Consider the following 13608-nt stretch of genomic DNA (forward strand, 5'->3'; position numbering starts at 1 on the left):
GGGTGCACCATCGCCGCCACCGCCCCCGGCTCCGCTGCCGGCTCCGCCCGCCAAACCCCCGGCAGCCGCCCCGGCGGCCTCCCCCGGGCCGGTGATCGGCCAGGACCTCACGCCCCTCACCACCCCCCGTCCAGATGCGGCCCAGGTCCGACGGCTGCTCGAGAACTGGCTGACGGTCAAGGCCGATGTGCTGGCCGGTGAGCCCATGCCCAAGGGTCTGGATCGCATCGCCCGGGAAGGGCCGGTCGAGCTGCTCGCCAGGGAGCGCCGCACGGATGCCGCCCTGGGCCAGACCCAGCGGCTGGACGTTCGGATCACCGACCTGACCCTCTCCGAAAGCGGGCCGCGGCGAATCGTCGCCGTCGCCCGGCTCCGCTACAGCGACCGGCGCCTCGATAAGGACGGCAAGATGGTGGAGACCACGGCGCCGATGGAGCTGCGCAATGGTTATGTATTCGGACGCGACGGCGACAGCTGGCGCCTGGTGGCCACCCAATCCCTCAACTGATGTTCGACGAACTCTCCCAGCGCTTTGAAGACGCGGTCAAGGGACTGCGGGGCCAGGCTGCCATCTCGGAGACGAACGTCGATGGCGCCCTCCGCGATGTGAGGCGGGCCCTGCTGGAGGCCGACGTCAGCCTGCCGGTGGTGAAGGAGTTCATCGAGGAGGTGCGGCGCAAGGCCGTCGGCGCCGAAGTGGTGCGCGGGGTGAGCCCGGACCAGCAGTTCATCCAGCTGGTACATGCACAGCTCGTCGAGACCATGGGCGGCGCCAATGCCCCCCTGGCCCGGGCCGCGGAGGGGCCCACCGTCATCCTGATGGCCGGCCTGCAGGGGGCCGGCAAGACCACCGCCACCGCCAAGCTGGGCCTGCACCTCAAGGAGCAGGGCCGGCGCGCCCTGCTGGTGGCCGCCGACGTCTACCGGCCGGCCGCCATCGACCAGCTCCAGACCCTGGGCCGCCAGATCGGCGTGGAGGTGTTCAGCCTGGGCAGCGACGCCGCGCCGGAGGCCATCGCTGCCGCCGGCGTGGCCAAGGGACGGGACGAGGGCTTCGACACCGTCCTGGTGGACACCGCCGGCCGCCTCCAGATCGACACCGCGATGATGGAGGAGATGGTGCGGATCCGGGAGGCGGCGGCCCCGGATGAGGTGCTGCTGGTGGTGGATTCGATGATCGGCCAGGAAGCGGCTGATCTGACCCGGGCCTTCCACGAGCAGGTGGGCATCACCGGCGCCGTGCTCACCAAGCTGGACGGCGATTCCCGCGGTGGGGCGGCGCTGTCGATCCGCAAGGTGAGCGGCGCCCCGATCAAGTTCATCGGCACCGGCGAGAAGGTGGAGGCCCTGCAGCCGTTCCACCCGGAACGGATGGCCAGCCGGATCCTGGGCATGGGCGATGTGCTGACCCTGGTGGAGAAGGCCACCAAGGAGGTGGAGCTGGCCGATGTGGAGAAGATGCAGCGCAAGCTGCAGGAAGCCAGCTTCGATTTCTCCGATTTCGTGCAGCAGATGCGCCTGATCAAGCGCATGGGCTCCCTCGGCGGGCTGATGAAGCTGATCCCCGGCATGAACAAGATCGATGACGGCATGCTCCGCCAGGGGGAGAGCCAGCTGAAGCGCATCGAGGCCATGATCGGCTCGATGACCGAGGCCGAACGCCGCCAGCCCGAACTGCTCGCCGCCCAGCCCTCCCGCCGCCGCCGTATCGCCGCCGGCAGCGGCCACACCCCGGCGGATGTGGACAAGGTGCTCGCTGACTTCCAGAAGATGCGCGGCTTCATGCAGCAGATGACCCGCGGAGGAATGCCGGGAATGCCGGGCATGGGCGGCATGCCAGGGATGGGCGGAATGCCGGGGATGCCTGGGATGGGTGGCATGCCGGGCATGGGCGGCCCCGGTGGCCGTGGCGGCGGCCAGCCCCGCAAACCTCCCAAGCCCGCCAAGAAGCGCAAGGGTTTCGGCCAGCTCTGAGCCGGCCTGTAGGATTGGGGGCTGCATTTCGAGCACCCTTTTCCAGATGATCAAGCTCCGGCTGAAGCGGTTCGGCAAGAAACGGGAAGCGAGTTTCCGTCTGGTGGCCACCAACAGCACCTCCCGCCGCGACGGCCGTCCGCTCGAGGAACTGGGCTTCTACAACCCCCGCACCAAGGAAACCCGCCTCGACGCCGAGGCCATCCGTGTCCGCCTGGGCCAGGGAGCCCAGCCCACCGACACCGTGCGCAGCCTGCTCGAGAAGGGCGGCCTGATCGAGAAGACCACCCGTCCGGCCGAGACCGTCGGCAAGCTCAAGCAGGCTGCGGCCCGTGAAGAGGCCGCCGCTGCTGCGGTCAAGGAAGCCGCCGCCGCCAAGGAAGCCGAGGCCGCCAAGCAGGCCGCTGAGGCCGCCGCCGCAGCAGAAGCGGCCGCTGCCGCCGACGCCGAACCTGCCACCGCCGAGGCCTGAGCGAACTCTCCTCCACGTTCGCCCTGCCCGACAGCGCCGCCGCCATCGCCTTGGCCGGCACGGACAGCACCTCCCTGCGGCGGCTTGAAGCCCTGACGGGCGCCCAGATTGTCCTGAGGGGTCTCGATCTTCAGATCCGGGGCCGCACCTCCCAGGTGGAGCGTCTGCAGGCCCTGATCCAGCTGCTCGAGCCGCTGTGGACACGGGGCGAGCCCATCGGCCCGGTGGACATCCAGGCGGCCCTGACAGCCCTGGACACAGGGCGCTCCGACCAGCACCGCAGCATGGGGCTCCAGGTGCTGGCCACCAGCGTCACCGGTCGGCCCCTGCGTCCCCGCACCCTGCGGCAGAACAGCTATGTCGAGGCGATCGAACGCCACGACCTGACCCTGGCGATCGGGCCTGCCGGCACCGGCAAGACCTTCCTGGCCACGATCCTGGCCGTTCGGATGCTGCAGGAGCGCAAGGTGGAGCGGCTCGTCCTGACGCGGCCGGCGGTGGAAGCCGGCGAGCGGCTCGGCTTCCTGCCCGGTGATCTGCAGCAGAAGGTGGATCCCTATCTGCGTCCCCTCTACGACGCCCTGCACGGGCTGCTTGGACAGGAGCGCACCACCCAGCTCCTGGAGAAGGGGGTGATCGAGGTGGCCCCGCTGGCCTTCATGCGCGGCCGCACCCTGGCCGATGCCTTCGTGATCCTCGACGAGGCCCAGAACACCACCTGCGCCCAGATGCGCATGGTGCTCACCCGGCTGGGGGAGAACTCCCGCATGGTCGTGACCGGTGACACCACCCAGATCGACCTGCCGCCGGGCCAGCTGAGCGGCCTGGTGGAGGCGGAGCAGGTGCTGGCCGGGGTTGAAGGGGTGGCGATCTGCCACTTCTCCGATGCCGACGTGGTGCGTCACCCGCTGGTGCAGCGGCTGGTGCAGGCCTACGCCCGCCGCGATGCCCGCCCGCCGGCCCCTCCAGCCAGGAAGCGGACCGAGGCCTCCCCTGCCCGATCGGAACAATGAACAGGGCCGAACGGCTGCGCATCCCCGCCCAGATCGCGGTGGCCGCCCTGGTGGCCTACTCCCTGGGCTTCTGGTTCACGAGCCTGTTTCCCGGCTACCTGCCGAAGATCGGCGGGCTCTGGTCAGCGATCTCCGCCGTCGTCGTCACCCAGGTCACCCGCAAGGATGCGGCCTCCTCGGCCTCGCTGCGGATTCTGGGGTCGGCGATCGGCGCCATCACCAGCGCGGTGTACCTGACGCTGCTGCCCTTTCACCCCCTGGGCATGGCCCTGGCAATCTTCGCCACGGTGATGATCTGCGCGGCGATCAATGTCCCCAGCCACGGCCGTCTGGCGGCGATCACGGTGATCGTCGTGATGGTCACCGGCAGCCTGGATCCGGCCCTGAGTCCGGGTGTGAACGCCCTGCTGCGCTTCCTGGAATCCTGCATCGGCACGGGCGTGGCGCTGCTGGCGGTGTGGCTCTGGCCCGGATCGCGGCGCCAGCCCCTGGACGAGGCCTGAAGCCAGTCCGCACAAGGGGCCCCGCATGGGGAGATCCGAACCGGCGCCCCTGCCGCAGGCCTGGGGCCGCTGGCAAGATGGATTGAGTTTGAAATGCCAGCGCCATGCCGGCCAGAAGCAACTTTCAGGAAGCCATCCGCGAGGCCCAGTCCAGCGCCCTGATCGGGCCCAATGTGGTCAACAAGGCCCTTCCCTATGTGGGCGGGGGCATGGTGCTCACCGCTGCCGGCGTGGTCGGTGGCCTGTCGATGATCGGCAACCCGATCTTCATGCCCCTGTTCTGGGTGGCGTTGATCGGCAACTTCATCCTCTTCTTCGTGGCCCAGAACGCGGCCATGAAAGGCAACAACGGCACCGCCCTGCCGATCCTGGCCACCTACAGCCTGATCACCGGCTTCACCTTGAGCGGGATCGTGGCGATGGCCATCGGCACCGCCGGCATCGGAGCGATCGGCACCGCCGCCCTGGCCACCGGCATCACCTTCGTGATCGCCTCGGTGGTGGGCCGCAACATGAGCGACAACCTCGGCCAGGCCCTCAGCGGGGTGGTGGGCCTGGGCATCGTCGGCCTGCTGATCGCCATGGTGGTGCAGCTGGTGGGTGGGATCTTCATCCCCGGCTTCGGCGGCAATGGCTTCGAGTTGATGATCGCCGGCTTCGGCACCGTCCTGTTTGTAGGTGCCGCCTTCGTCGACTTTTACACCATGCCCCGCACCTACAGCGACGACCAGTACCTGGCCGGCGCCCTGGGCATGTACCTCACCTACATCAACCTCTTCATCTTCATCCTGCGCCTGATCATCGCCCTGCAGGGTGGCGGTCGCCGGGATTGAGGCCGTCGAGACCAGGCATTGATCGTTCTCGTCAGCCAAGCCTTCCCCATGGGCCTCTCCGTTCAGGATGGGTCCATCTTTTTTTGTCGCGATCCATCGGCGCCGGTCAGCACAATCTCCCGCCCTGCCCACCTCCGCACACGGTCCTTGCAGAGGCCCGGCGTCCCAGCGGGGGACGGACCGCGAGCGCCCGGCTAAGCTCCAACCGATTCCAGCCGGCCCAGGCAGGCCTGGCACCACACCAGGGGCAACCTGCGCTGCTGCTCGGCAGGCGTGGCCCCATCACCTTCTGAACACAACGGAAACCCCATGACCAAAACGGCTCTGATCACCGGGATCACCGGTCAGGACGGTTCCTACCTGGCGGAGTTGCTCCTGGAGAAAGGGTATGTGGTGCATGGGATCAAACGGCGAGCCAGCAGCTTCAACACCGACAGGATCGACCACCTCTACCAGGATCCCCACGAACAGAATCCCCGCCTGGTTCTGCACTACGGCGATCTGACGGATTCCACCAATCTGATCAGGATCGTTCAGCAGATCCAGCCGGACGAGATCTACAACCTCGGGGCCCAGAGCCACGTGGCCGTGAGTTTCGAAAGTCCCGAATACACGGCCAACTCCGATGCCCTCGGCACCCTGCGGATTCTGGAAGCCGTCCGCATCCTGGGCCTGACCGACAAGACCCGCATCTACCAGGCCAGCACCAGCGAACTCTATGGACTGGTGCAGGAGATTCCCCAGAAGGAAACCACTCCCTTCTATCCACGCAGTCCCTATGGCGTAGCCAAGCTCTACGCCTACTGGATCACGGTCAACTACCGCGAGGCCTACGGGATGTACGCCTGCAACGGCATCCTCTTCAACCACGAAAGCCCCCGGCGGGGGGAGACCTTCGTCACGCGCAAGATCACCCGGGGCCTGGCCCGCATTGATGCCGGTCTGGATCAGGGCCTGTTCATGGGCAACCTGGACTCCCTGCGGGACTGGGGCCACGCCCGGGATTACGTGGAGATGCAGTGGCGGATGCTGCAGCAGGAGCAACCCGAGGACTTCGTGATCGCCACGGGGCGGCAGGAGTCGGTGCGCCGCTTCATTGAGCTCACCGCCGAGGAACTGGGCTGGGGCGGCATCGTCTGGAGCGGCAGCGGCGTTGAGGAGACGGGCGCCCGGCGTGACACCGGCGCCACCGTTGTGCGCATCGATCGGCGCTACTTCCGGCCGGCGGAGGTGGAGACCCTGCTGGGGGATCCCACCCGGGCCCGGGAGCGGCTGGGATGGACGCCCACCACCACCCTGGAGGAACTGGTGGCGGAGATGGTGGCCACCGACAAGGAGGAGGCCGCCAAAGAGGCCACCCTGCGGCGCGAGGGGTTCACCGTCGTCGGCTCAATGGAGAATCCCCCCCAGGTCGGGGTCACGGTCGCTCCGTGAAACGGGCCGTGAAACGCCGCTATGGTCAAGGCGCTGCCCCGTTTCCGTCAAGGCGGACCTGCGCCCAAACGACGCCCTGCGACCCGATTCTCACCACCGCCCTGGAGCGCGGGGCCCTGACGACTCCCCCATGTTGATCTCCCCCAACGACCGGATCTTCGTCGCAGGCCACCGCGGCATGGCCGGATCGGCCATCGCCCGACGCCTGCAGGCCGAGGGCTATCAGCATCTGCTCACGGTCAGCCGCTCCGACCTTGACCTGATGGACGGCCCCGCCGTGGCGGCCTGGTTCGCCGACCAGCGTCCCGATGTGGTGGTGCTGGCGGCGGCGCGCGTCGGGGGAATCCTGGCCAATTCCACCTACCCCGCCGACTTTCTGCTCGACAACCTCAAGATCCAGCAGAACGTGATCGAGAACGCCTGGCGGCAGGGCACCCGCCGCCTGCTGTTCCTCGGCAGCAGCTGCATCTATCCCAAGAGGGCCGAACAGCCGATCCGGGAGGAGTCCCTGCTCGGGGGGCCCCTGGAGCCCACCAACGAGTGGTACGCGATCGCCAAGATCACCGGCATCCAGCTCTGTCGTGCCCTGCGGCTGCAGCACGGCTTTGACGCCATCAGCCTGATGCCCACCAACCTCTATGGCCCCGGCGACAACTACCACCCCACCAACAGCCATGTGCTGCCCGGCCTGATCCGCCGCTTCCAGGAGGCCCGGGAGTCCGGCGACGAGGAGGTGGTCTGCTGGGGCAGCGGCCGGCCCCTTCGGGAGCTTCTGCATGTCGACGATCTGGCTTCGGCGGCCCTGTTCTGTCTGCGCCACTGGCAACCGGGCAACGACGACCTGCAGCACATCAACGTCGGCACCGGATCGGAGGTGAGCATCCAGCAGCTGGCCACGATGGTGGCGGACGCCGTCGGGTTCCGCGGTCGGATCGCCTGGGACACCTCCAAGCCGGACGGCACCCCCCGCAAACTCCTGGATGTCAGCCGTCTGGCCGCCCTGGGCTGGCGGGCGGCGATCCCCCTGGAGGAGGGGCTCAGGCGCACCGTGGCGGAATTCGTCAGCGAGCGGGCCAGCGGCGCCGAGGTGCGGCTGTGAGGATCCTCGTCACCGGCGGCGCCGGCTACATCGGCAGCCACGCCGTCCGGGCCCTCAGCCGGGCGGGGCACCAGCCCGTGGTGCTCGACAACCTGGTCTACGGCCATGCCGACATCGTCGAGAAGACCCTCAAGGTGCCGCTGGTGCTGGGCCAGGTGGGCGACCGTGAGGTGCTCGAACCCCTGCTGCGCGGCCGCCATCCCACCTTGGACGGCACCGCCCTGGAGGGCAAGCCGATCGAGGCGGTGCTCCACTTCGCCGCCTACGCCTATGTGGGCGAATCGGTGACCGATCCGGCCAAGTACTACCGCAACAACCTGGGGGACACCCTCACCCTGCTGGAGGCCCTGGTGGCCACCGAGCGGCCGTTGCCGATCGTGTTCTCCTCCACCTGCGCCACCTACGGCATTCCCCAGCAGGTGCCGATCACCGAGGACCACCCCCAGGCCCCGATCAATCCCTACGGCCGCAGCAAGTGGATGGTGGAGCAGCTGCTCACCGACTTCGCGGCGGCCTACGGCCTGCCCAGCGTCATCTTCCGCTACTTCAATGCCGCCGGTGCCGACCCCGACGGCGACCTGGGGGAGGATCACAACCCGGAGACCCACCTGATCCCGCGGGTGCTCGACACCATGAGCGGTCGGGAGCCCTACCTGCAGATCTTCGGCGACGACTACCCCACCCCGGACGGCACCTGCATTCGCGATTACATCCACGTGGCCGACCTGGCCGATGCCCACGTCCTGGGGCTGGAGCGGCTGCTGCGTCTGCGGGAACGGGAGGAGACCGAGCGCCGACCGCTGATCTACAACCTCGGCAACGGCACCGGCTACTCGGTCCAGCAGGTGATCGAGACCGCCAAGGCCGTGACCGGCCGCGGCCTGCTGGCCCATGTGGCCAAGCGCCGGGACGGTGACCCTCCCCAGCTGGTGGCCGGGGCCACCCGGGCCCACCAGGAACTCGGCTGGCGGCCCCGCTTCCCGGAGCTGGAAACGATCATCGAGCACGCCTGGGCCTGGCACCTGCGGCGTCACCAGGGCTGAGTCCACCGTCCACCGGCCAGGGCCTGGCCAGGGGCTCGCCGATGAAGACCCCCTGGCCGGGCATGGCCACGCTGCGCCAGTAGCTCTCGATCAGGGTGTCGCCGCGGAGGTAATAGGTGAGCAGCAGGCCGGGATCAGGAAACTTGGCCGGGAAACTGCACGGTTCCACCACGGTGCCGTAGCTGCCGGTGGCGCCGGCCTCGAGCCAGCGGAGCGCACTCATCTGCGGGCTGTCGGTCAGCTGCCCCCCGAAGGAGGTGAGGTGATCGGCGACGGCCCCGGGCCGGAAGCGGTTGGTGCGCAGGCCCACGGGGAAGGCCAGCCCCGTGACGTAGGCCATCACGTCCCGGGCCCCCACCAGGGTGTCGCCCACGACGATCCGCACCCGCAGGCGGGAGCCGATGGCCGCCATGACCCGGTCGTAGCCGGCGGCCCGTCGGTTGCGCCGGGCATCGCTGGTGCTCAGCAGATAGGCCGTCCCCGGCGGGGCGGTGCCGTCCGAGGCCACGCCCTGCTGGATCAGGCGCCTGGCCGTCGCCGCGCTGGTGGCCGCCAGCATCATGCTGGGCCGCACCCGCAGCTGATCCCAGGGACGGCGCACGTCACCGCGGGCAAACAGGGGGCTCAGGGCGGTGGTGCGGCAACCGCTGGCGCAGAAGCGCGGATCGAGGCCGAAGCTGAAGGCGCTGGTGATCGACTGGCAGCCGACCCGGTACGGGGCCGCCCAGGCCAGGGCATAGACCTGGACATGGGCTGGGGTCTGCCTGTCAACGCTGGCCTTGATGCGGCGGAACAGCCCGGGGTCCAAGGAGGTGTCCCCGGGCGGAAAGCGCACCCGGATCACCTGGTCCGGGGGGATCAGCCGGGCCGCCTGGTACAGCTGGCCGATGGTCTCGCTGAGGGGATCGGCGGCATTGATGAGGATCGCCAGATGGCGATGGTCGAGGGGGCCGCGGGAGGGTGGCCCGGCGCCGATGGACCGTCTCCCGCTCCAGGGGCCGCCACTGGCCGCCAGGGCCAGCGGCAACAGCAACGCCACCGCCACGGTCAGCCGGCGGCGCCACGCACGTGGCGGAGGAGGGGCCATGGCGAATTCGGTAGGGCGATCGTAGAACCAGCCCAACGCCATGCAGGACTCCGGTGGCGGCCTAGATTTGAGTCCGCCGGCGTGCCAGATCGTTGCCATCCCGATCCCCTGGTCCGCCAGGTTGAGGCCAGCCTCAGAACCAGACTCCCGCCGCGTGACCCGGAGGCGGCTCCCCGACCGGAATCGGCACCCCGCCGCAGCCCCGATTCCCCAGCCGTTTCCCGACCCCTTCCGCCTCGCCGTTGATGCCGCTTCTCCACCGCATCGCCAGACGACTCCCCAGCCCCCTGCTCGCCCCCCTCACCGACCAGCGGCCCGCAGCCCGTCTGATCCGGCAATCAGCGAAGAAGTACTGGAAGCTTCTGGCGCTCAACTTCTCCACCAGCCTGGTCGCCAGCCTCAGTGAGGGCGCCACCCTCGGGATCATCTTCCTTTCCGTCAGCCTGATCAGTGCTCCCGAGAACAGTGACTGGAGCAAGATTTCCGTCCTCGGATCCCTGAACCAGCTTCCCTGGCTTCAGGACTGGCTGAACAGCACCCTCAGCACCCGCTCCGGCCGCGACGGCATCTTCATCCTGCTCCTGGCCACCGCTGTGGCCCTGCAGGCCCTGATGGCGGCCACCAGTTACGTCAACAGCGTCAGCACCGCCGTGATGGGGGCCCGGATGGGCACCGAAATCACCGCCAAACTGAATGATCGGGTCCTCTCCCTGACCTTCGGCTGTGCCAGCCGGTATCGGGTCGGCGACCTGCTGAATTATGTCGGCTCCGGCGGCAGCACCGTTCAGAAGGAGATCAACCTGGCCAACGGGCTGTTGATGAACAGCCTGCAGCTGATCATCTACCTGGCCATCCTGGTGGCCATCTCCCCATGGCTTCTGCTGGTGGCCTTCGCCATGGCCAGCGTGATGCAGTCCATCCAGAAAGTGCTGCTGCCGCGGATCCGCAGGAATTCACGGGAGCAGCAGAAGGTGGGCGTCGAACTGTCCAGCCATCAGAACGAACAGATCCAGGGTCTGCGGCTGCTGCACAGCACCGGCCAGCTGGAAAGTTCCAGAAAGAAACTGAAGGCCCTGCTCGGCGAAAGCAAGCGCCTGTCGATCCGGCAGAGCAAGCTTTCCAACATTGTGCAGCCGATTTCCAACATGCTGCCGATCATTTCGATCGCCATCATCGCGGCGCTCAGTCTGTTGGTGTTCAAGGACCGCAGCAGCGGCGTCCTGCCCAGCCTGGTGACCTTCATCATCGCCCTCCAGAGACTCAACCAGAGGGTCGGCACGCTCACGGGCCTGGCCACGGGCTATGCGGCCAACAGCGCCAATGTGGAGCGGCTCAACCAGATCCTGCGCGATGACGACAAGGACTTCGTCCGCACCGGCGGTGCGCCGTTCACGGCGCTCAGGGAGAGCATCCAACTGGATGCTGTCTCGTTGCGCTACAGCCCCGATCTGCCGGAGGCCCTTGCCTCCATCCAGCTGACCATCGGCCGCGGCCAGACGGTGGCCCTGGTCGGCTCCAGCGGCGCGGGCAAGAGCTCCATCGCCGATCTGCTGGTCGGCCTCTACGAACCCACCGGCGGCCGGATCCTCATCGACGGAATCGACATGCGGTCGATCAATCTGGCCAGCTGGCAGCAGCGGCTGGGGGTGGTCAGCCAGGACACCTTCCTGTTCAACGCCAGCATCGCCAGCAACATCGGCTTCGGCGTCGAGAACGCCTCCATGGACGACATCATGGAGGCGGCCGCCAAGGCCCAGGCTTCTCGCTTCATCGCCGACCTTCCCGAGGGCTACGACACCAAGATCGGCGAACGGGGTTACCGTCTCAGCGGCGGCCAGCGCCAGAGAATCTCCCTGGCCAGAGCGATCCTGCGCCGACCAGAACTGCTGATCCTGGATGAGGCCACCAGCGCCCTTGACAGCCAGAGCGAACGGCTGGTGCAACAGGCGATCGAACAGTTCGAGCGCCAGCACACCGTTCTGGTGATCGCCCACCGTCTCAGTACGATTGTCAATGCCGACGTGATCTGTGTGCTTTCCGAGGGAAGGATCATCGAACGGGGCCGTCACCATGAGCTGCTGGCCCAGGAGGGTCTCTACGCCAGACTCTGGAGTGACCAATCCAAACATCCCCATCAGACGCCCCTGTCGGCAGCCTCCGTCTGATGGCTTTCCCACTCCCCGGACCGACCCTGCAAGACCACGAATCCTTCTCATGATCATTGCCTGCACGATCGACAACAACTACATCCGGCACTGCGCCGTGATGCTGAAGTCCCTGCAGCTCTCCAACCCCACCGAAAGCCTCAGTGTCTATATTCTCCACGGTGTCATCGATGCCGCGGAACGGGCACGGCTGGCGGCCTATCTCGGTGAGTTTCTGCCTTCAGTTTCCTTCCTGCAGCTCGATGAGCAGATGCTCGCGGGTTTTCCCGTCTTCGGCCACATCAGCCTGGCCACCTATTTCCGGCTGCTGCTGCCGGCGGCGCTGCCCCATGCGGTGGAGAAGGTTCTCTATCTGGATTCCGACCTGATCGTGGTTGACGCCCTGCGGGAGCTCTGGGAGTCACCCCTGGAGGGGAACAGCATCGGTGCGGTGGAGGAACACAACCAGGAGTTCGACCGCAACCGCCTTGGTCTGGCGGAGGGCTCCCTGGTCTTCAATGCCGGGGCGATGCTGATCGATCTGGGCCGCTGGCGCCGGGAGAACATCCTGGCCAACGGGCTGGAGTTCGCCCGCACCCATCCCGAGCGGATCAAGCACTGGGATCAGGACGTGCTCAACTCCCTGCTCGAGGCCCGCTGGCTTCCGCTCGACTGGCGCTTCAACGCCCTGCCCCACCTCTGGATGCACCCCGACTACACCGCTGCCGGCACCCCCCTGGGCCGGCAGGCGGAACTGGCCCGGGCGAATCCCGCCGTGATCCACTTCGCGGGCTCGGGCGTGGCCAAGCCCTGGCACCATCGCTGCACCCATCCCTGGCGCCAGCGCTACCTGGAGATCCGCCAGCAGACCCCCTGGGGCCACCTGCCCCTGGAGGGCACCCCCAACACCCCCCCGGGCGATCGGTTCGGGCGGCTGCGGTCACGGGTCAAGCGGGCCGGCAAGGCGATGCTCGGCAGGCTGGTCCCGCGCCACCGATGACCATCCAGATCGGCGACCACCGGCTCACCTGCATCGGCTACGCCGACAGCACCGAAGCCGATCTGCTCGGACGCTTCCTGCGCCAGGGCAGCCGCGCCCTGGCCGCGACCGAGGGGGAGTATGCGCTGGTGATCGAGACCAACGCCGGCGACGTGACGGTGGTCACCTCGCCGGTGGGGGCGACGCACTACTACGTCCTGGAGCACGACGGCCGCCTCTTCCACGGCGACCGGGTGGCCGAGATCCTGCACCGCAGCGGCCTCGCCTGGCGCTGGAACTGGCAGGCCCTCGGCGATCTCTGCCAGCTGGAGAACCTGACCGACAACCAGACCCTCCACCCGGCGATCCGCCGGGTGCCCCCCGGCAGCGTCCTCCACTTCACCGAGGGCAGGGTCTCCCTCCACTCCGTCGCGGTCCTTGACCGCATTCCGCCGGCCCCCCCCGACCCCGACGCCGCCGTCGACGCTCTCAACGACGCGGTCCTGCGGCTGGCGGGGGACAACCCCTACCTGTCCCTGTCGGGCGGATTCGATTCGCGGGTGATCCTGGCGTCGATGCTGCGCCAGGGCCTGCGGCCCCATCTGATCACGATGGGGCGGGAGGAGGCGACCGATGTCCAGGTGGCCCGCCGCATGGCCGAGCGCTTCGATCTGCCCCACCAGCTGATCAGCCTGGAGCTCGACGACGTCTTCGCCCACGCGCGCACCATCTCCAGCGTCACCAACGGCACCAAGACCGCCTGGCACTGGCACACCTTCCTCTATCCCCTCAAGGCCGACATCCCCGCCGAGGCCACGTTCTTCGTCGGCACCCTGGGGGAATTCGCCCGTTCCTACTACTTCGACCGCGGCTGGCTGGGCCGCTTCGCCTCCCTGGCCCCCGACGTCGCCCTGGGCCGGTTCTGGAGGATGAAACTGAACCGGCACCCCAGTTTCTCCGCCGAGGAGCTGAACCACCTGGCGCCACCGCTGGCCGCCGAGCTGGTGGCCGAGGGCCGGGGCCGGCG

General features: G+C 68.1%; 13 protein-coding genes. 12 read left to right on the top strand and 1 reads right to left on the bottom strand.

Features of this window, described 5'->3' with window-relative positions; genetic code table 11:
* The 9 genes from VB734_RS13865 to galE all read left to right on the top strand — a co-directional run.
* The coding region (locus tag VB734_RS13865; RefSeq protein WP_323243538.1) for an ARC6/PARC6 family protein at nt 1-508 on the top strand (508 nt) is incomplete at its 5' end.
* Complete coding sequence (gene ffh / locus VB734_RS13870; protein WP_323243539.1) at nt 508-1974, top strand: signal recognition particle protein; 1467 nt, start codon at nt 508-510, stop codon at nt 1972-1974. The genes VB734_RS13865 and ffh, both read left to right, overlap by 1 nt.
* Before the next feature lie 46 nt (nt 1975-2020).
* A complete protein-coding gene (gene rpsP, locus VB734_RS13875; RefSeq protein WP_323243540.1) occupies nt 2021-2446 on the top strand; it encodes a 30S ribosomal protein S16 in 426 nt (141 codons plus the stop codon).
* A gap of 44 nt (nt 2447-2490) precedes the next feature.
* Nucleotides 2491-3459: a PhoH family protein gene (locus VB734_RS13880; protein WP_323243550.1), complete on the top strand. Its 969-nt coding sequence runs from the start codon at nt 2491-2493 to the stop codon at nt 3457-3459.
* Nucleotides 3456-3962, top strand: a complete 507-nt coding sequence (locus VB734_RS13885) for an FUSC family protein (RefSeq protein WP_323243541.1) — start codon at nt 3456-3458, stop codon at nt 3960-3962. Before VB734_RS13880 ends, VB734_RS13885 begins: the two co-directional genes overlap by 4 nt.
* A 104-nt stretch (nt 3963-4066) precedes the next feature.
* Nucleotides 4067-4795, top strand: coding sequence for a Bax inhibitor-1 family protein (locus tag VB734_RS13890; protein WP_323243542.1), 729 nt, complete (start codon nt 4067-4069; stop codon nt 4793-4795).
* 309 nt (nt 4796-5104) lie between these two features.
* Nucleotides 5105-6229, top strand: a complete 1125-nt coding sequence (gmd, locus tag VB734_RS13895; protein WP_323243543.1) for a GDP-mannose 4,6-dehydratase — start codon at nt 5105-5107, stop codon at nt 6227-6229.
* Between the two features lie 130 nt (nt 6230-6359).
* Nucleotides 6360-7328 carry a GDP-L-fucose synthase gene (locus VB734_RS13900; protein ID WP_323243544.1) on the top strand — a complete coding sequence of 323 codons (969 nt, stop codon included), beginning with the start codon at nt 6360-6362 and terminating at the stop codon, nt 7326-7328.
* Entirely contained in the window at nt 7325-8371 is a 1047-nt protein-coding gene (galE, locus tag VB734_RS13905) for a UDP-glucose 4-epimerase GalE (RefSeq protein WP_323243545.1), read from the top strand. The genes VB734_RS13900 and galE overlap by 4 nt, the downstream gene beginning before the upstream one ends.
* On the opposite strand, the gene VB734_RS13910 is transcribed toward galE, so the two are convergent.
* On the bottom strand, nt 8325-9458 hold the full coding sequence (locus tag VB734_RS13910; protein WP_323243546.1) for a TIGR03790 family protein: 1134 nt from the start codon (nt 9456-9458) through the stop codon (nt 8325-8327). The two genes, galE and VB734_RS13910, sit on opposite strands and share 47 nt — an antisense overlap.
* A gap of 245 nt (nt 9459-9703) precedes the next feature.
* Between VB734_RS13910 and VB734_RS13915 the strand changes: the two genes are divergently transcribed.
* From VB734_RS13915 to VB734_RS13925, 3 genes are all read left to right on the top strand, one after another.
* Entirely contained in the window at nt 9704-11623 is a 1920-nt protein-coding gene (locus VB734_RS13915; protein WP_323243547.1) for an ABC transporter ATP-binding protein, read from the top strand.
* Nucleotides 11624-11672: 49 nt separating this feature from the next.
* On the top strand, nt 11673-12602 hold the full coding sequence (locus VB734_RS13920; RefSeq protein ID WP_323243548.1) for a glycosyltransferase family 8 protein: 930 nt from the start codon (nt 11673-11675) through the stop codon (nt 12600-12602).
* On the top strand, nt 12599-13608 hold a 1010-nt coding region (locus tag VB734_RS13925), incomplete at its 3' end, for an asparagine synthase-related protein (RefSeq protein ID WP_323243549.1). The genes VB734_RS13920 and VB734_RS13925, both read left to right, overlap by 4 nt.

It is taken from the genome of Synechococcus sp. BA-124 BA4 (genome assembly GCF_034931165.1).